At 68.1% G+C, this 17,882-nt stretch carries 21 protein-coding genes and 1 pseudogene; 14 read left to right on the forward strand and 8 right to left on the reverse strand.

The features are described 5' to 3' along the window. Window positions 1–50: 50 nt before the first annotated feature. Window positions 51–1,034: a M56 family metallopeptidase gene (locus tag BTO20_RS15625; RefSeq protein ID WP_087077263.1), complete on the reverse strand. Its 984-nt coding sequence runs from the start codon at window positions 1,032–1,034 to the stop codon at window positions 51–53. Window positions 1,035–1,048: 14 nt separating this feature from the next. After that, complete coding sequence (locus tag BTO20_RS15630; protein WP_087077265.1) at window positions 1,049–1,465, reverse strand: BlaI/MecI/CopY family transcriptional regulator; 417 nt, start codon at window positions 1,463–1,465, stop codon at window positions 1,049–1,051. A 222-nt stretch (window positions 1,466–1,687) separates the two neighbouring features. Here BTO20_RS15630 and BTO20_RS15635 point away from each other — a divergent pair, with 222 nt between their 5' ends. The 8 genes from BTO20_RS15635 (at window position 1,688) to BTO20_RS15670 (ending at window position 7,403) form a co-directional block, all read left to right on the forward strand. Then, a complete protein-coding gene (locus tag BTO20_RS15635) occupies window positions 1,688–2,458 on the forward strand; it encodes an iron reductase (RefSeq protein WP_087077269.1) in 771 nt (256 codons plus the stop codon). Window positions 2,459–2,615: 157 nt separating this feature from the next. Then, window positions 2,616–3,020, forward strand: coding sequence for a PaaI family thioesterase (locus BTO20_RS15640; RefSeq protein ID WP_064946401.1), 405 nt, complete (start codon window positions 2,616–2,618; stop codon window positions 3,018–3,020). Between the two features lie 53 nt (window positions 3,021–3,073). Continuing rightward, window positions 3,074–3,376 carry an urease subunit gamma gene (locus BTO20_RS15645; RefSeq protein WP_087077273.1) on the forward strand — a complete coding sequence of 101 codons (303 nt, stop codon included), beginning with the start codon at window positions 3,074–3,076 and terminating at the stop codon, window positions 3,374–3,376. Window positions 3,377–3,378: 2 nt separating this feature from the next. Continuing rightward, a complete protein-coding gene (locus BTO20_RS15650) occupies window positions 3,379–3,696 on the forward strand; it encodes an urease subunit beta (RefSeq protein ID WP_087077275.1) in 318 nt (105 codons plus the stop codon). Next, window positions 3,693–5,414, forward strand: coding sequence for an urease subunit alpha (locus BTO20_RS15655; protein WP_087077277.1), 1,722 nt, complete (start codon window positions 3,693–3,695; stop codon window positions 5,412–5,414). The genes BTO20_RS15650 and BTO20_RS15655 overlap by 4 nt, the downstream gene beginning before the upstream one ends. 12 nt (window positions 5,415–5,426) lie before the next feature. After that, window positions 5,427–6,062 (forward strand): urease accessory protein UreF, encoded by a 636-nt coding sequence (locus BTO20_RS15660; RefSeq protein WP_087077279.1) that lies wholly within the window; start codon window positions 5,427–5,429, stop codon window positions 6,060–6,062. Window positions 6,063–6,081: 19 nt separating this feature from the next. After that, window positions 6,082–6,768, forward strand: coding sequence for an urease accessory protein UreG (ureG, locus tag BTO20_RS15665; RefSeq protein ID WP_087077282.1), 687 nt, complete (start codon window positions 6,082–6,084; stop codon window positions 6,766–6,768). Beyond that, window positions 6,768–7,403, forward strand: a complete 636-nt coding sequence (locus BTO20_RS15670) for an urease accessory protein UreD (RefSeq protein ID WP_087077284.1) — start codon at window positions 6,768–6,770, stop codon at window positions 7,401–7,403. Before ureG ends, BTO20_RS15670 begins: the two co-directional genes overlap by 1 nt. A gap of 3 nt (window positions 7,404–7,406) precedes the next feature. Here the strand turns inward: BTO20_RS15670 and BTO20_RS15675 are convergent, their stop codons facing one another. The 3 genes from BTO20_RS15675 to BTO20_RS15685 form a co-directional block, all read right to left on the reverse strand. After that, entirely contained in the window at window positions 7,407–8,780 is a 1,374-nt protein-coding gene (locus BTO20_RS15675; protein WP_087077286.1) for an NAD(P)/FAD-dependent oxidoreductase, read from the reverse strand. Window positions 8,781–8,878: 98 nt separating this feature from the next. Continuing rightward, entirely contained in the window at window positions 8,879–9,805 is a 927-nt protein-coding gene (locus BTO20_RS15680; protein WP_087077288.1) for an LLM class F420-dependent oxidoreductase, read from the reverse strand. Between the two features lie 68 nt (window positions 9,806–9,873). Then, window positions 9,874–10,548, reverse strand: coding sequence for an SDR family oxidoreductase (locus BTO20_RS15685; RefSeq protein WP_087077290.1), 675 nt, complete (start codon window positions 10,546–10,548; stop codon window positions 9,874–9,876). A 163-nt stretch (window positions 10,549–10,711) separates the two neighbouring features. Here BTO20_RS15685 and BTO20_RS15690 point away from each other — a divergent pair, with 163 nt between their 5' ends. The 3 genes and pseudogenes from BTO20_RS15690 (at window position 10,712) to BTO20_RS15705 (ending at window position 13,792) form a co-directional block, all read left to right on the forward strand. After that, window positions 10,712–11,506 carry an ABC transporter permease gene (locus tag BTO20_RS15690; RefSeq protein ID WP_087082144.1) on the forward strand — a complete coding sequence of 265 codons (795 nt, stop codon included), beginning with the start codon at window positions 10,712–10,714 and terminating at the stop codon, window positions 11,504–11,506. Continuing rightward, window positions 11,503–12,585 carry a sulfate/molybdate ABC transporter ATP-binding protein gene (locus BTO20_RS15695; protein ID WP_087082147.1) on the forward strand — a complete coding sequence of 361 codons (1,083 nt, stop codon included), beginning with the start codon at window positions 11,503–11,505 and terminating at the stop codon, window positions 12,583–12,585. Before BTO20_RS15690 ends, BTO20_RS15695 begins: the two co-directional genes overlap by 4 nt. A 210-nt stretch (window positions 12,586–12,795) precedes the next feature. Beyond that, a pseudogene (locus BTO20_RS15705) lies at window positions 12,796–13,792 on the forward strand (APA family fibronectin-binding glycoprotein). A 54-nt stretch (window positions 13,793–13,846) separates the two neighbouring features. Here BTO20_RS15705 and BTO20_RS15710 read toward each other — a convergent pair. Continuing rightward, window positions 13,847–14,104, reverse strand: coding sequence for a CDGP domain-containing protein (locus tag BTO20_RS15710; protein ID WP_087077296.1), 258 nt, complete (start codon window positions 14,102–14,104; stop codon window positions 13,847–13,849). A gap of 458 nt (window positions 14,105–14,562) precedes the next feature. On the opposite strand from BTO20_RS15710, the gene BTO20_RS15715 reads away from it, so the two are divergent. Together BTO20_RS15715 and BTO20_RS15720 are read left to right on the forward strand one after the other, a co-directional pair. Beyond that, window positions 14,563–14,871, forward strand: coding sequence for a GlsB/YeaQ/YmgE family stress response membrane protein (locus tag BTO20_RS15715; RefSeq protein ID WP_087077299.1), 309 nt, complete (start codon window positions 14,563–14,565; stop codon window positions 14,869–14,871). 27 nt (window positions 14,872–14,898) lie between these two features. Then, window positions 14,899–15,900: a zinc-binding alcohol dehydrogenase family protein gene (locus BTO20_RS15720; RefSeq protein ID WP_198344402.1), complete on the forward strand. Its 1,002-nt coding sequence runs from the start codon at window positions 14,899–14,901 to the stop codon at window positions 15,898–15,900. 5 nt (window positions 15,901–15,905) lie between these two features. Here the strand turns inward: BTO20_RS15720 and BTO20_RS15725 are convergent, their stop codons facing one another. Beyond that, window positions 15,906–16,388: a hypothetical protein gene (locus tag BTO20_RS15725; RefSeq protein ID WP_087077303.1), complete on the reverse strand. Its 483-nt coding sequence runs from the start codon at window positions 16,386–16,388 to the stop codon at window positions 15,906–15,908. Window positions 16,389–16,509: 121 nt separating this feature from the next. Between BTO20_RS15725 and BTO20_RS15730 the strand changes: the two genes are divergently transcribed. Continuing rightward, window positions 16,510–17,073 carry a CGNR zinc finger domain-containing protein gene (locus BTO20_RS15730; RefSeq protein ID WP_087077305.1) on the forward strand — a complete coding sequence of 188 codons (564 nt, stop codon included), beginning with the start codon at window positions 16,510–16,512 and terminating at the stop codon, window positions 17,071–17,073. A gap of 41 nt (window positions 17,074–17,114) precedes the next feature. On the opposite strand, the gene BTO20_RS15735 is transcribed toward BTO20_RS15730, so the two are convergent. Then, the gene (locus tag BTO20_RS15735; protein WP_087077307.1) at window positions 17,115–17,873 is read right to left on the reverse strand and encodes a CPBP family intramembrane glutamic endopeptidase; all 759 of its coding nucleotides are present in this window, start codon (window positions 17,871–17,873) and stop codon (window positions 17,115–17,117) included. Between the last annotated feature and the right edge of the window lie 9 nt (window positions 17,874–17,882).

Raw genomic sequence — 17,882 nt, forward strand, 5'->3', positions numbered from 1 at the left:
TTCGATTGTTGTTATCGCAGAACGCTTTTCCACCGGCAGCGCAACTACGCCTAACCGGACCAACCGCTGAACAGGCGGCGCAGCTCGGTCAACCAGGGGACGGCCACTGCGACCGTGGGAACGACGAGGACGGCGACCGCGGCCAGATAGGCGGTCACTGCGAGCGGGACACTGTTGGGCTTTCCGCCGAGCCGCCGCACGCGGATCACTGTCGTGGGACCGCCTGCGGCCATGGCCCCCGACGGGGTGCGGCCTGAGGCGCAGGCGACCAGGGCGCGTGCCAGGGGCGTCGGCCCGGCGGTCCGCACCGCGGCGTCGTCGGCCAGTAGTTCGATCAGCAGCCGGACCGCGTCGAGTGCGCTGGCGCTACGGACGAACCGGGGAAATGCGGCGTGCACCGCGGTGAACATCTCGAGCACCAGATCGTGGCGGGCCCGCAGATGTGCTCGTTCATGCGTGATGATCGCGGCGATCTCACTGTCGGACAAGGTGGTCAGGGTGCCTTCGCTGACCACGACGCGGCTCCGGACGCCGGGCAGACAGTAGGCAAGCGGTTGGGCCACGTCGAGGATCCGTAGGCCACCGCGTGCGAGCGGGACGTTGATTCCCGCGGGGGTACAGAGATGCGGCGGCAGCCCGTCGCGGGACTTACCGAGCAGATCGACCATCATGCGGTGATGTGCGCGCCTGCGCCGGGTGGCGATGGCCACCTGTACGACGGCCAGGCACAGCCGCGCGCCGATGAACAGCGTGACCGTGAACACCACCACGTAGGTCAGCCAGAGTGGCAAGCTCAGTGCGGCGATCTCGCCGGTGATGGTGGCCGTCGGGCGGCCGTCCGGGCCGGGTACGAAGAGCCTGCTGGCGATGGCGATTCCGGCCGAGAATGCCGACAGCACGGCGGCCAGCGCGATCGACTGCCACAACACGATCGCCGCGCGGGGTGCCCGCAGGGGCCAGGAAGCACGTGCCAACATCGCGGGCACCGGCCCCACCAGGGCCAGCGCTACGAGAGTGAAGGCCAGCGCGGACACGCCGTAAGTCTCTCTCAGGAGATGCCGGAATTGCCAGCCGGTGGCGGAATTCGGTCCTTGCTCTCCAGCTCGGCGAGAGCCCGCCGCAGGGCTTCGGCCTCGTCCGCTCCGACCCGTTCGACGAAGTGAACGAGTGCGGCCCGGCGGCTGCCGGAGTCTGCGGCCTGATCGAGGGCGTCGACCATGAGGCCGGCGACGAGCTCGTCGCGGCCGTGGGTGGGCGCATAACGATGCGCCCGATCATCGCGGTGCTGCACGACCAGGTTCTTCTTCGCGAGTCGTTGCAGCACGGTCATGATCGTCGTGTAGGCCAAGTCGCGGCGGGCGGCCAGCGCCTCGTGGACTTGGCGAACCGTTTGGGGTTCGGGTGCAGACCACAGGTGGTCCATCACCTCGCGCTCCAGCTCCCCGAGGCGCGTCAGTTTCGCCATGTTCCGTTCACTTCCTGAGCAGTAAGGCCAGCGTACTACGGCGTTACTACCGCGCGTCGTATCGATTCTGCGGCGGTTGGTGGATGGCGTGTCTCGGTCGGTTAGCCCAAGGTCAGCGCATGTTCGACAGCCCCTGTGAAACGAGTCACACCGCCTGGCACCTGCCCGCCGTGTAGATATAGTAAGGCTAACCTAACTCAATCGGGAGCCTTGGGAGGTGTCATGACGGTCGTGGTCGACGACCCCCTGATCGCGGGTATGGCCATCAGGCGGATGCTGCCGCTGCACGAATCGAGCCGACGGCTGCGCGAGCTGTATCCGGAGTGCCCACGCGTATATGGCGTGGCCGTGATGCGGGACCTGTCGCGGCGCCGTTGGTGGCCGTTGGAGGAGGCCATCAGCGCCGGCCGGCTGCAGGGGATGTTCGACGCGGCCGTCGCGGAAACGGGCAACCGGGCTGCGGTGGCCCAGCAGCTTGCCGCCACACTCGCGCACGTCGTCATCGGCCGCGTGGTGCCACTGCTGGTTCTGGAGGGGCGGGCCTGGGATACCGGCCTGGAGAACCTCTGGGTGCATGTCGACTCGGAGGGGGCCATCGACTGGGTCGGTGTGGTCGACCCGGTCTTGCGGGCCCTGCCCGACGACATCCACTTCAGCGGCAGGCCCTCGCGCATCGCCGACGCGACGCGGGACGGGATCGTGGCGTTGCCCAACGAGGCCGCACTCACCACTTGGGTGGCGCATCGCAGTCACCGCGCGCTCGCGCCGCTGTTCGATCAATTGGTCGACATCAGCGGTGGGGCGATATCGACTGTGGCGATGTGGCACATGGTCGGCGCCGCAGTTGTCGGTGCCGCAACGCAGGTGCCGCTGCTGTCCGGGTGCAGCGAGTTCGTCAGCATGCGACGCGGTCAGGCGGTGCTGGACGCGCTGGCCGGGTTCGGGTTGCCGGTTCGCGGCGCGGGTCGGGCAGGGAAGGTGTTGCTTAATTAGGGCAGCCTTGCCTATTATTTGGAGAACAAGCTAACGGACCGAGCCGGAGTCCTGAGGGCTGCAGAGACCCCCGGTCCATTCGAAGGGCGGGTCCCGCGCGTATTGCGCGGGACCCGCCCGCTTTCTTACGACGATCGGCCGTGTAGACACGAGGACTGTGACGACAGACGTGCCCGAGGACCTCGGCAAGGGATTCGACAACGTAATCGGCCTGAAGTACGTCGAGCTCAGTCCCGACGGCGGCCGGGCGCAGCTGACCATCACCGATGAGCTGTTGCAACCGTGGGGGATCATGCACGGTGGCGTGTACTGCGCGATCGTCGAGAGCCTGGCAAGCGTGTCGGCTCACGTCTGGCTCTCCGAGCACGGCGGGGGGACCGTCGTGGGCGTCAACAACAACACCGACTTCCTGCGGGCGATCGGATCCGGCACTGTCACAGCGGTTTCCACGCCGATTCACAGGGGCCGCCGCCAGCAGCTGTGGCTGATCACCATCACCGACGAGAACGACAAGCTCGTGGCCCGCGGCCAGGTGCGGTTGCAGAACCTCCCGACGGAGTAGCCCGAATTCGCGTGCGCTGCTGACTCGCGCGCGCCGTGGCAGTATCGCGCTCTATGCGATTGACCCCGCACGAGACCGAGCGGCTGCTGCTGTCCTATGCCGCCGAACTGGCTCGGCGCAGACAGGCCCGCGGGCTGCGGCTCAATCATCCCGAAGCCGTTGCGGTGATCACCGATCACCTGCTGGAAGGTGCGCGGGACGGGCGCACGGTCGCCGAGCTCATGGTCAGTGGCCGCGGTGTGCTCAGCCGCGACGAGGTGATGGAGGGTGTGCCCGAGATGCTCGACGAAGTGCAGGTGGAGGCCACTTTCCCGGATGGCACCAAGCTGGTCACCGTCCACCACCCGATCGGCTGACGATGATCCCGGGAGAGATCGTCTTCGGCGACGGCCCCATCACGATCAACGCCGACTCGGTGCGCCGCACCATCGACGTCGTCAACACCGGGGACCGCCCGGTCCAGGTCGGCAGCCACGTGCACCTGCCACAGGCCAACGCCGCGCTCGATTTCGACCGCGAGGCGGCCTACGGCCATCGGCTCGACATTCCGGCCGGTACCGCCGTCCGGTTCGAACCCGGTGTGCTGCAGCGTGTCTCGCTGGTCCCGCTGGCCGGCTCCCGCGAGGTGTACGGCATCAGCCTGAATCCGCCGGGACGATTGGACACAACCTCATGAGTGAGCTGAGCCGGGCGCGCTACGCCGCGCTGTTCGGGCCGACGACCGGGGACCGGATCCGGCTGGCCGACACCGAGCTGTTCGTCGAGATCACCGAAGACCGCAGCGGCGGGCCGGGATTGGCCGGTGACGAGGCGGTGTTCGGTGGTGGCAAGGTGTTGCGGGAATCGATGGGCCAGGCCCGCGTCACCCGGGCCGACGGCGCTCCGGACACCGTCATCACGGGTGTGGTGATCATCGACCACTGGGGAATCATCAAGGCCGACATCGGCATCCGCGACGGTCGCATCGCCGCCATCGGAAAGGCCGGCAACCCCGCCATCATGGCAGGAGTCCATCCGGACCTGGTGGTCGGCCCGTCCACGGAGGTCATCGCGGGCAACGGGCGCATCGTCACCGCCGGTGCCATCGACTGTCATGTGCATCTGATCTGCCCGCAGATCATGGCCGAGGCCCTCGGCGGCGGCATCACCACGATCGTCGCGGGCGGCACCGGCCCGGCCGAGGGAAGCAAGGCCACCACTGTCACCCCGGGCGCCTGGCATCTGGCCCGCATGCTCGAGGCGCTCGACGGCTGGCCGCTCAACGTGGCGCTGCTGGCCAAGGGAAACACCGTCAGCGCCGAGGCGATGTGGGAGCAATTGCGCGGGGGGGCAGCGGGTTTCAAACTGCACGAGGATTGGGGCACCACACCGGCGGCCATCGACGCCTGCCTCACGGTGGCCGACGCCGCGGGGGTTCAGGTCAACATCCACACCGACACCCTCAACGAGGCCGGTTTCGTCGAGGACACGCTGGCCGCGATCAAGGGACGCGCCATCCACGCGTACCACACCGAGGGCGCGGGCGGCGGACACGCACCGGACATCATCACCGTCGCCGCTCACCCCAATGTGCTGCCCAGCTCGACCAATCCGACGCGGCCACACACCGTCAACACCCTCGACGAACATCTCGACATGCTCATGGTGTGCCACCACCTCAACCCCAGTGTCCCGGAGGATCTGGCGTTCGCGGAGAGCCGCATCCGGCCGTCGACCATCGCTGCCGAGGATCTGCTGCACGACCTCGGCGCCATCTCGATGATCGGCAGTGACGCGCAGGCCATGGGCCGCGTCGGGGAAGTGGTGCTGCGCACCTGGCAGACCGCGCATGTGATGAAGCGGCGGCGTGGTGCACTCGACGGCGACGGCGCCGCCGACAACCTCCGGGTCCGCCGCTACGTCGCGAAATACACCATCTGCCCGGCGATCGCGCATGGGATGGACGACGAGATCGGCTCGGTCGAGGTGGGCAAGCTCGCCGATCTGGTGTTGTGGGATCCGGCCTTCTTCGGGGTGCGGCCGCACGTCGTGCTGAAGGGCGGGATGATCGCCTGGGCGGCGATGGGTGATGCCAACGCCTCGATTCCGACCCCGCAACCGGTGTTGCCGCGGCCCATGTTCGGCGCCGCGCCCGCGGCTGCGGCTGCGACGTCGCTGCACTTCGTCTCGCCCCAGGCCGTCGCCGACGGGCTGGCCGAGCGGCTCGATGTCCGGCGAAAGCTCGCTCCTGTCAAGGATGTTCGGAAGATCGGCAAGGCGCACATGCCGCTCAACGACGCGTTGCCGCGCATCGAGGTGGATCCCGACACGTTCACGGTGCGCATCGACGGCGAGGTGTGGCAGGAGCAGCCCGCGGCCGAACTGCCGATGGCCCAGCGATACTTCCTGTTCTGAGTGAGCGCGGAAATGACCGGCCTGGCAACGCTGTTGACGCTTGCGGATTCCCGCCTGCCCATCGGCGGGCACGTGCATTCAGGTGGTGTCGAGGAAGCCGTGGCCCGCGGGTTGCTCAGCGATGTCGACACGGTGCGGGCGTATCTCGTACGGCGTATCCGCAGCCACGGCCTGGTGACGGCCTCGCTTGCCGTCGCAGTCCGTACCGGCCTGCTCGATGCTCCTGCGGCCGACGCCGAAACCGACGCCCGTACACCGGCGCCGGCGTCCCGTGCGACGTCGCGCGCGCAGGGGCGTGGGCTGGTCCGGTTGGCCCGCCGGGTGTGGCTCGACCACGACTGGGACGCACTGGGGGCCAAACCGCATCTGGCCGTCGCGGCCGGAACAGTCGGCGCCGCAGCGGATCTGACACCGATACAGATCGCGCTCGCGCTCGTCTACACCACGATGACCGGATCGGCCACCGCCGCGCAACGACTGCTCGCACTCGATCCCGGCGATGTCGCGGCGCTGACCTTCGACCTGTCGGGGCTGTGCGAATCCACCGCCGCGGCGGCCGCCGCAGGCCTGGCCGATCTGTCCGACCCGCTCCTGGATGTGCTGGCCCAGCAGCACACCGAGCGTGAGCGACCGCTGTTCGTCTCCTGAGAGAGGGGAATCCTGCACCATGCCACCACATTTCATCGACGGTGAGCCGCATGCACATCCGCCGCGGCCCAAGCGGGCGCGGCAGCCGGGCGAACCGCTGCGCATCGGCATCGGCGGTCCGGTCGGTTCCGGGAAGACCGCACTGGTCGCGGCGTTGTGCCGGCAGCTGCGCGACGAGCTGTCGCTGGCCGTGCTGACCAACGACATCTACACCACTGAGGACGCGGATTTCCTGCGCAGGCACGCGGTCCTGCCCGACCAGCGGATCGCCGCCGTGCAGACCGGCGGCTGCCCTCACACTGCGATCCGGGATGACATCACCGCCAACCTCGACGCCATCGACGATCTGATCGACACCAACCCTGGTCTGGACCTGATCCTGGTCGAGTCCGGCGGTGACAACCTCACCGCGACGTTCTCGTCGGGCCTGGTGGACGTGCAGATCTTTGTCGTCGACGTCGCCGGCGGCGACAAGGTCCCGCGCAAAGGCGGCCCAGGGGTGACGTTCTCGGATCTGTTGGTGGTCAACAAGACTGACCTGGCCCGACTGGTGGGGGCCGACCTCGACGTCATGCGTCGCGACGCCGCCCGGGTTCGGGAAGACCGCCCGACCGCACTGATCTCGCTCACCGACGACCCGTCGGCCGGCCCCGTACTGACCTGGGTGCGTGAGCAGTTGGCGCTGGCGCAGGCGCCGACCGTGTGATGCGGGCCTGCATCGTCGTCATAGCGCGCCCGGGCCGGTTGCCGCGTATCGAGGGCAGTGGTGGGATCGCGGGCCGGCACACCGAACCGGACACCGTGCATCTGGTGTCGACGGCGGCCACTCCGCTCGGCGGTGACTCGCTGAAGGTGCGGGTGGTGGTCGAGCCCGGGGCGCGGTTGCTCATCCGTACCGTCGCGGCCGCAGTGACCTTGCCGGGTGCCGGCACCGACCATTCGACCGCGTGGTGGGACATCGAGAACGCCGGCGAGCTCGATATCGATCCGCAACCCACGGTCGTCGCCGGCGGATCCAGCCACGGCACCGCTGTGCGGATCGGGCTCGCGGACACCGCGCGGCTGCGATTGCGGGAACGCGTCCAGATCGGCCGCTGCGGGGAGCGCGACGGTTTCTGGTCGGGAACACTTTGCGTCGATGTCGGCGCGACGCCGCTGCTGCGCCACCGCGTCGAGCTGGGCAGCGGCGCCGTCGGCGACGACGCGCTCGCCGCACCGCGCGCGTGTGTCAGTGAATTGCGTTATCCCGCAAGGTCTTTTGAGACGGCCGGGACAGTGTTGGAACTGGCGCACGGCGGCAGCCTGGCCACCTGGCAGGGTGACCGGCTGCCTGCCGGCTAGGCGCTAGGACGCGGCTTTCTCGGTCTCCTTGACCGAGGCGGCGATCTCTTCGAGCTCTTCGATCCTGGTCCTGGCGTAGGCCTGCTGTTCGGTGATGGTGAGCTGGCCGCGCTGGCGGCTGAGGAACGTCACCGCCCACGACAGCAGGGTCGCGATCTTGGTCTTGAAGCCCACCAGGTAGATCAGGTGCAGGCCCAGCCAGGCCAGCCAGGCGAAGAAGCCGCTGAACTCCAGCTTGCCGACCTTGGCGACCGCGTTCCATTTCGAGACGGTGGCCATCGAGCCCTTGTCGAAGTACTTGAACGGGGTCCGGATCTTGGGGCTGGTGCCGCTGACTTCACGCTTGATCAGCTTGGCTGCGTACTTCCCGCCCTGGATGGCGCCCTGTGCCATGCCCGGCACGCCGTCCACCGCCGCCATGTCGCCGACGACGAACACGTTCGGGTGGCCCGGGATCGTCAGGTCCGGCAACACCTTGACCCGGCCGGCCCGGTCGATCTCCGTCTCGGACTGGTCGGCCAGATCCTTGCCGAGCGGGCTGGCCGACACTCCGGCAGACCACACCTTGCACGCCGCCTCGATCCGGCGCAGCGTGCCGTCCTTGTCCTTGACGGTGATGCCGTTGTGGTCGACATCGGTCACCATGGCGTTGAGCTGGATCTCCACACCCATCTTCTCCAGCCGGTCCTTGGCTCGCTTGCCGAGTTTCTCGCCCATCGGCGGCAACACGGCCGGTGCGGCGTCGAGCAGGATGACGTGCGCCTCGGTGGGGTCGATGTGGCGGAAGCTGCCCCGCAGCGTCTGATCGGCGAGCTCCTGGATCTGACCGGCCATCTCGACGCCGGTGGGACCCGCGCCGACGACGACGAAGGTGAGCAGCTTCTTGCGGCGCTCGGGGTCGCTCGACCGCTCGGCCTGCTCGAACGCGCCCAGGATGCGGCCACGCAGCTCGAGGGCGTCGTCGATCGACTTCATGCCCGGCGCCCACTCCGCGAAGTGGTCGTTGCCGAAGTACGACTGGCCGGCGCCCGCGGCGATGATCAGGCTGTCGTACGGGGTCGAGTAGGTGTGTCCGAGCAGGACCGATTCGACGGTCTGCTTCTCCAGGTCGATGTGGGTGACGTCGCCGAGCAGAACCTGCGCGTTGCGCTGTTTGCGCAGGATCAGCCGCGTCGGCGGGGCGATCTCGCCTTCGGAGATGATGCCGGTGGCCACCTGGTACAGCAGCGGCTGGAACAGGTGATGCGTGGTGCGGGCGATCAACTTGATGTCGACATCAGCGTGCTTGAGCGCTTGCGCGGCGTTCAACCCGCCGAAGCCCGATCCGATGATGACGACCTTATGCCGATCCGTTGCCTTGGCTCCGGGGTGGCTCATTCGTTGCTCCTCGCGAACGTATACCTGTTCAATACAACCGACAGGGTAGTCGGCAGGATTCCTGCCAGCGCGGTGAGATGGCTCATCGCACGGATTGTTTACCCCGATATCAACGGTTTGAGCGCTTCGCCGACAGCGGTGATGCCGCCGGGCACGTAGCCGCCGAGTGTGACCGGGCTCAGGATCACCCCGTCCACGCCCGCGTCGAAGACCTTGGCCTGCAGTTGCTCGGCCACCTGCTCGGCCGTGCCGACCGCGGCCCGTGCCTTGAAGTCGTCGGGAACCGCGTCGACGCTCACCTGATCGCCGATCAGGGCGATCACCAGCATGCTGGTCTCCAAGGTCGCCGGATCGCGGCCGATCTTCTCGCACTCCTGGTTGATGACGGCGATCTTGTGAGGCAGTTCGTCGAAGGTCGTGATGAGGTTCAGATGATCGAAGTGCCGGGCTGCCAGCGGGATGGTCTTCTTCTCGCCGCTGCCGCCGATCATCAGCGGAATGCGTTCCCGGAACCGGGGATTGGCCATGGCCTCGACGGTTTTGTAGTACTTGCCGCTGAAGGTCGGGCGCTTGCCCTCGATCATCGGGATGATGATCTGCAGCGCTTCGTCGAGCTTGTTGAACCGTTCGGTGAACGTGCCGAACTCGAAGCCGAGCTGATCGTGCTCGAGCTCGAACCAGCCGGTGCCGATGCCCAGGATCGCGCGGCCCTGGCTGACCACGTCGAGGGTGGTGATGGCCTTGGCGAGCAGGGTCGGGTTCCGGTAGGTGTTGCCGGTGACCAGGGTGCCGAGCTGGACGCGTTCGGTCGCGGTGGCCAGTGCGCCCAGGGCGGTATAGGCCTCCAGCATCGGCTGGTCGGGCGTGCCCAGGCCGGGCAGTTGGTAGAAGTGGTCCATCACGAAGACGGAGTCGAAGCCTGCGTTCTCGGCTTCGGAAGCCTGCGCGATGACGGTGGGGAAGAGTTCGGAAACGCCTGTGCCGTAGGAGAAGTTCGGGATCTGGAGGCCTAGTTTGATGGTCACGTCTTCACGTAACCAGCATCTAAGCGGAGCGGCAACCCCGTTTAGCTCCGGGTGAACGGCGGAATATTTCAGGCGAAGCTTGCCAACGCGCCCCGGCCGACGTGCATGGTCTCGCCGGTGATGTGGCGGGCGGCAGGCGTGGTCAGGAACACCGCGAGCCGGGCCACCTCGTCGGCGACCGACGGCGGCGTGCTGCTCAGGCCGGCGTAGCCGGGCTCCGAGCTGCGACCAGGGGCGACGGCGTTGACGGTGATCCCACGGGTACCGAAGTAGGCGGCCTGCCCGACGGTCCAGTCGGCCAGAGCGGCCTTGACCGCGGCATCCGCGCTGCCCGGGCGGGGGCTTTCGGTGATGACGTTGATGATGGTGCCGCCCGAACGCAGGTGATCGCCGATGATCTGCACCGTCAGCGCAGCGGACACCACCGTGGTGTCGAGTGCGTTGCGCCACGCGGCGGCATGATCGGCCAGCGTGAAGGTGCGGGGGTCCTTGGCGTCCCACCGCGGAGCGGGCACATTGACCAGCGTGTCGATGTGATGCGGGAACAGTCGGCGGGCCTGCTCGAGGCTGGCCGCGTCGGTGTTGTCGAAGACGATCGACTCGACTTCGAGCTCCTTGGCGGCGACCTCCAGGTCGTCAGGGCGACTACCGGCGATTACCACGTTGTGGCCGGCATCTTTGAAGCCCGCCGCGATGACGCGACCAAGCTCGGTATCGCCGCCGGTGACCAGCACCTCCGCCATGATGTACCTCCATGTACCTGGGGATCGCCACCCGGACGGGGACGAACACCCGCCGATGTTACTGGACGGTAGCTATCTGACGAAACCTGACGCGCATCAATCTGGCTGTTAGTTCGCCTACGGTTTGTGCCATGACGTGGATCAGCACCGGTGTGCGCCGGTCGTGAGCGCAACGCCCGGACTGCCACGGTGGATCTATCTGCCTGCCGCCATCGGCGCCGTCTTTGTCGTGCTGCCGCTGGTGGCCGTGGTCGTGAAGGTCGACTGGACGCGGTTCTGGACGCTCATCGCCAGTGATTCGTCCACGGCCGCGCTGCTGCTGAGTCTCAAGACTGCGGCGGCGAGCACGCTGCTGTGCGTCCTGCTCGGGGTCCCGCTCGGATTGGTGCTGGCACGCAGCGACGGCAGAGTGGTGCGCCTGACCCGGCCGCTGATCCTGCTGCCGTTGGTGTTGCCGCCGGTGGTGGGCGGCATCGCGCTGTTGTACGCGTTCGGCCGGCTGGGTCTCATCGGCCGGTATCTGGAGGCCGGCGGGGTGCACATCGCCTTCACCACCACGGCCGTCGTGCTTGCGCAGACCTTCGTCTCGCTGCCGTTCCTGGTGATCTCGCTCGAGGGGGCGGCGCGTACCGCGGGTGCCGAATTCGAGGTGGTGGCCGCGACGCTGGGGGCGCGGCCCAGCACGGTGTGGTGGCGGGTGACGCTGCCGCTGCTGGCGCCCGGGCTGTTGTCGGGTGCGGTGCTGGCGTTCGCCCGCGCGCTCGGGGAGTTCGGCGCCACCCTGACATTCGCGGGTTCGCGTCAGGGTGTGACGAGAACCTTGCCCCTGGAGATCTATCTGCAGCGCGAGAGCGACGCCGACGCCGCGGTGGCGTTGTCGGTGGTGCTGGTGGTGGTGGCCGCGGTGGTCGTGATCGGCCTGGGCGGCCGCCGGCTGCGTTCGGGAGCGTGGGCATGACCGGGCTGACCGTGCATGCCGTGGTCGAACGCCGCGGGCTCGATCTCGAGTTCGCGGTCCCGCCGGGCGAGGTGCTGGCGGTGTTGGGGCCCAACGGCGCGGGGAAGTCGACGACGCTGCACGTCATCGCCGGCCTGGTGACCCCTGAGCTGGGCCGCGTGCGGATCGGCGATCGGGTGGTGACCGACACCGAGGCCGGCATCCGGGTGCCACCCCACGCGCGCCGCGTCGGGTTGATGCTGCAGAACCCACTGTTGTTTCCGCATCTGAGCGTGGGGGCGAACGTAGCGTTCGGCCCGCGCAGCCGAGGCCGGATGACTCGCACGGCGGCCCGTGACTGCGCACATCGCTGGTTGGCCGAGGTCGACGCGAGCGATCTGGCCGGCCGGACGCCGCGTCAGCTGTCCGGAGGCCAGGCTCAACGGGTCGCGCTGGCCCGGGCGCTGGCCGCCGAGCCGGATGTCCTTCTGCTGGACGAGCCGATGGCGGGTCTCGATGTCGCGGTGGCGGGCGCGATGCGCAAAGTGCTGCGCCGGGTGTTGACGGCGGACGGCCGCTGCGCGGTGCTGATCACCCACGATCTGCTGGACGTCTTGACACTGGCCGACCGGGTGGTGGTGCTGGAATCCGGTCGTATCGTCGAAAGTGGTTCTACCGCAGCGGTATTGGCCGTACCGAAGAGCCGCTTCGCGGCGCACCTCGCGGGTGTCAACCTTGTCACCGGCGTCGCCGACGGTGCGGGTGGCCTCACCACGGCATGGGGTACCGGTTGGCACGGCATACCGGCCGAGGACGTGGTCGTAGGCGGTCCGGCGGTCGCGGTGTTCGCGCCGTCGGCCGTGGCCGTCTACCGCGACGAACCGCACGGGAGCCCACGCAACACTGTCGCCGTCACCGTCGCCGAACTCGACAGCCGCGGACCCGGCATACGGGTGCGTGCCGACGAGCAACCCGACGGCGCGCCCGGCCTTGCCGCCGACATCACTGCCGAGTCGGCCGCACGGCTGCGATTGGCGCCGGGGGAGCAGGTCTTCTTCACCGTCAAGGCGCAGGAGGTTGCGGTCCATCCCGCGCCGTAACGGTGCCCGATGCGCAGGCGATAACCGGTGAGATTGCCGCCTGCGCGGCCCGGTTGCCGGGTCGGGCGTGGCGGCTCGGGCCTTGTCGTGTCAGCAATCTATGAGATGCATTGTGGCAAGGCCTTTTGTTGTCGCCAGCAATCTCTCAGTTAAGCACTCTAAGAGCAACTCACACTTGCGTCACGGCGGTAACACGGTAGTTTCTTCCCCATGGACGAGTCGGACGCGATGTCTCCTCGACGTAGGGGCCTGTCGAAAAAACTGGCACTGGCCGCGGTCACCAGCGTGACCGCGGTGGCCGTTGCGCTGCCCGCGGTGGCTCAGGCGGATCCCGAGCCGCCGCCCCCGCCGCCCGGCAATACCTTCCTGCCCGCGCCCCCCGCCGATCCCAACGCTGCGCCTGCACCCGGAGCCCCGGCACCGGCAGCCCCTCCGGCTCCCGGCGCCCCGCGCCAGCCGGTGCGCCCGCCCCGCGCCTGCCGATCCGAACGCCCCGCCCGCGCCTCCCGCACCCCCCGCGCCGGAGCCCGGCCGCATCGACAACGCCGCGGGCGGATTCAGCTACGTCCTGCCCGCCGGTTGGAAAGTCTCCGACGCCACTCAGTTGTCGTACGGGCAGGCGCTGCTGACCAAGGTTCCGCCGGAGGGCACCCCCGAGCCGCCCAATGACACGAGCGTCCTGCTCGGCCGGCTCGACCTGAAACTGTTCGCCGGTGCCGAAGCGGACAACGGCAAGGCCGCGGTCCGGTTGGCCTCGGACATGGGCGAGTTCTTCATGCCGTTCCCGGGCACGCGGGTCAACCAGGAGACCGTGCCGCTCAACGCGAACGGATTGCCCGGCGCCGCTTCGTATTACGAGGTGAAGTTCACCGACGCCAACAAGCCCAACGGTCAGATCTGGGCCGGGGTGGTCGGCAATCCGACGCCTGCGGGCGCCCCGCGCGGGCAGCGCACGCCGGAACGGTGGTTCGTGGTCTGGCTCGGCTCGGCCACCCACCCGGTGGACAAGAACGCCGCGGTGGCCCTGGCGAATTCGATCCGCCCGTGGACGCCACCGGCCGCACCGCCGCCGGACCCGAACGCCCCTGCTGCGCCGCCGGCCGATCCGAACGCGCCGCCTGCGCCCAATGCTCCGCCGGGACGGCCGGCCCTCGGTGTGCCGGTTCCGGTCACCAACGCTCCGCCGGAGATGATGCCGCCGTCCTGACGGCCATCTCTGGGTAGTCAGGTAGGCCCGGCGGGTTTATCCGGGCCTACCTGACTATGGGCCTACATACGGCACGGTGCCCGCGAGATCGTTGACGTTCATCAGGTAGCAGTTGGTGCCGCCGAAGCCCATCGCCCCCGCCGTCACGCACCGCTGGAACGTGCCGTCCTGCGCGATCGGTCCGTCGCAGGTCGTGCCACCGCCCCAGGGTGTCCAGCCGCCCTGGCAACCGGCACCGGCCGGTGCGGCTGTCGCCAATGCGATGCCACTCGCCGCCAGCGCGGTGACCGCCAGTCCTATCAGCGCTTTCATCGTCGTCTCCTCGCCGAACCCGCGAAATGTGTTTGCTGACAGCGCGCTGAGGCTGGTGGTGCTGGTGTGACGGGAGTGGCTTGTGTGAGATTGCTGGACGCCGACCCTGGTGTACTTTCGGGGTTGATCCGGGCGCGTGACCCACGTCGCCCACCTGACGCATCTGTGCTGCACACCGCGACCTTCCGCACTCTCAGGGGCGTCGCATCTGCGCGGCGCCGGACTTGATCCACAGCGAGTTGCCAGATGAGACAGAGAATAGTCGCGTAGCGACACGCCGACAATGTGATAACGATTTGCTCAGCGGAAGGTGCGCGGATGTGGTCGCACCGTGTTGACGGCGATCGTCGGCCGATCGTTCCCAATTCGTCAGATCAATTGTTACGTTCGATGGGTACATCTAGGAGAGGCCCCGCGGGCCCCGCTGGGCTGAGCCAGCGATAGGCAGGAGATCTGCAATGGATGTAATGGCGACGACCGAGTTCCTCGCTTTAAATCTTGATGGCAAAACCGGCATCGGATGGTTGGGCTACATCGTCATCGGCGGTATCGCCGGCTGGCTCGCGAGCAAGTTTGTACAAGGCCGTGGCCAGGGCATACTGATGAATATCATCACAGGTGTCGTTGGTGCTTTTGCTGCTGGTCTAGTGCTAAACCTTCTCCATGTCGACGTAAACAGCGGCGGCTACTGGTTTACTTTTTTTGTTGCTTTCGGTGGCGCCGTGGTCCTGCTCTGGATTGTCGGACTGGTACGCCGAGGCAACTGATCGGCCCGCCGCATGCCCAATGGGAGTATGGGCGCCTGGCAGGTTGCCAGCCCGGGCCCGGTGAGCACCAATCCGCTTGAGCGGGTGACGGTTCCGATCCCGGAGCCGTCACCGGGTGAGCTGCTCGTCGCGGTGCGGGCGTGCGGCGTGTGCCGCACCGATCTGCACATCGCCGAGGGCGACCTGCCGGTGCACCGCCCTCGCGTCATACCGGGGCATGAGATCGTCGCCGAGGTCGTGGCGGTCGGCCCTGATGTCGATGACAGCTATGCGCCGGGTGACCGCGTCGGGGTGGCCTGGTTACGGCACACCTGCGGACAGTGCGCGTACTGCCGCCGCGGGCGGGAGAACCTGTGCCCCCATTCTCAATACACCGGGTGGGATGCCGACGGCGGCTACGCCGAATTCGCTACCGCCCCGGCCTCTTTCGTTCACCGGCTACCCGAGGGCTATTCCGACTCCGAACTGGCGCCACTGCTCTGTGCCGGCATCATCGGCTACCGCGCGCTACGGCGAACCGATCTGCCGACCGGCGGGCGGCTGGGTATCTACGGATTCGGCGGCAGTGCGCATCTGACCGCACAGGTCGCGATCGCCCAGGGTGCCACCGTCCATGTCATGACGCGTGGCGAGCGCGCCCGTGAACTCGCCACGTCGCTCGGTGCCGCATCCGTGCAGGGCAGCGCCGACCGCCCGCCGGAACCGCTGGACGCCGCCATTCTGTTCGCGCCGGTGGGGGAGTTGGTGCTTCCGGCGCTCGAAGCGCTCGACCGTGGCGGCGTGCTCGCGATCGCAGGCATTCACCTCAGCGACATCCCGGTTCTGAACTACCAACGGCATCTGTTCCAAGAACGCGAGATCCGGTCGGTCACCGCCAATACCCGCGATGACGCCCGAGAGTTCCTGGCGTTCGTCGGGACGCACCGGGTGCAGCTCACCACGCCGCGGTATGACATGGGCCGTGCTGCCGATGCGCTGGCCGATCTGAGCGCAGGGCGGATTGCCGGGGCGGCGGTCCTCGTACCCTGACCGAGCTACATCGCGGCCAGCGCCGCGCCCAGCCGGCCGGCCAGATCTCCCCGCCCGTACTCGTAGAGCGGACCGCAGCCATCGGTGAGCACCCGGTTCAACCGTGCCATGCCGCGTGCGCTGACCGGTAGCGGCGCGTGCAGCCGCAACCTGATCGCGTCGATGACGGCCTCCGCAGCCGCGACGTTGGTGTGGTGCAACGGCACCCGCACCGACCATGCGGTCGGGTCGGCGCTGGTCTGCGCCACGATCTCATGGAGCACGCGGGCGATCTCCTCGCGTTCGGTGATCGACGTCAGGCGCGCCGCGCGCATCGCGATGGCGCTGCCCGCAGGGGTCGGTGCGCCCACGGCCAACATGGCATCGAGTTTTGCGGCGTTGAGGCGTGCGAGCATGCGGGCCCGGATCGAGGGCCGTGCCATGGTCGGCGAATCTGCGGTGGGCGTGTGGGTGGGGACTGACGCCGCAGAAAATCGGTTGTCGCTCATGGCCGCTACCTCGTAGTTTGCTCAATATCGGGTCTGTGAAACGTGACTGGTGAAAACGCTACGCCGGTTACGGGTGACTGGTCAAACGATTTAGACGGTCACTCTGCGGTACCGTGGTGCCATGACTGAGACCAAACCTGCCCCCTGGCCGCTGGCCCGGGTCCAAGCGCTGGTCAACACCGTCGAACTGCCCGCGGGTCCGGATCGGCTGGCCCGCGCCGACGAGGCCGCCCCATGGCTGATCGACCACGGTCTGCTGAGCGCGGGCGCCAGCCCCACGCCCGACGAATTGGAGTTTCTGCGCGAAGTTCGCGAAGGGCTGCGGGCGCTGCTGGTTCACAACGCCGGGGGCGCCGCGCCCGGGCCGCGCGCCCTGCGGCCACTGCGCGATGTTGCCCAAGGAGCCACGGCGCTGGCTGGGCTGGATGCCGACGGGCAGGTCACGCTGTCTGCGTCCGGTGACAGCCTGCGCGAGCGTCTCGTCGAACTTCTGGTGGTGATCCGCGACGCCCAGCGCGACGGCAGTTGGTCACGGCTCAAGGCATGTGCCAACGATGAATGCGCGTGGGCGTTCTACGACAGGTCTCGCAATCACGGCGGCATCTGGTGCGACATGGCCGACTGCGGCAACAAGCTCAAGAATCGGGAGTTCCGGGCGCGCAGGCGCGCCGGAGGCGCGAGGTGATTACCGCGCCGGAGGCGCGAGGTGATGCGGGCGCCGGAGGATCAGGTCGACAGGTGCCAGACGACCGCCGCGGCCAACGCGCCCAGCCCGTTCAATGACCAGTGCAGGGCGATCGGCGCGAGCAGGCTGCCGCTGCGTCGCCGCAACCAGGTGAACACGAATCCGGCGACCGCGGTGGCGATCACGGCCATGACGACCCCGGCCACCATGCCGAAGAACCCGCCCCCGAGCAGCCGGGTGAATCCCACGTTGCCGCTGGTCAGGCCGAGGGAACTGGCGATGTGCCACAGCCCGAACAGCAGAGAACCGGCCGCGGCGACACCGCGGAACCCCCAGGCCCGGTCGAGCGCGCCGTGTAGGACGCCGCGGAAGGCCAGTTCCTCGGGGATCACGGTCTGCAACGGGATGATCACCATCGAGGCGATCAATGCGCCGGAGATGGTCGCGTAGTGATTATTCATGAACATCGGCCGTGTCCACGGCAACAGTGCGCCGATCGCGATCACCGTCAGCACCAGCGCCACCGCCGCCAGCGCGTAACCGGCGCCTGAACGCCAGTGCTCGCGGCTCAGTCCCAGCTCGGCCCATCCCAGACCGCGTGCCCGCACCAGGACCAGCAATCCGATCGCCGCCGCAGGCACGGTGGCGATACTGGCCCACGGTGTGGTGAAGTGCGCGATCACATTCGTCAGCGTCAGCACCACCACCACGACACCGATATCGGCGTAGATGCGGAAGTGATGCAACGCCGACAGCTGGCCCACGAGGGGATGCTCGGCTACCGCGGCGTGGTCAGACATAACTTGCCC

It is taken from the genome of Mycobacterium dioxanotrophicus (assembly GCF_002157835.1).
Taxonomy (GTDB): Bacteria; Actinomycetota; Actinomycetes; order Mycobacteriales; family Mycobacteriaceae; genus Mycobacterium; species Mycobacterium dioxanotrophicus.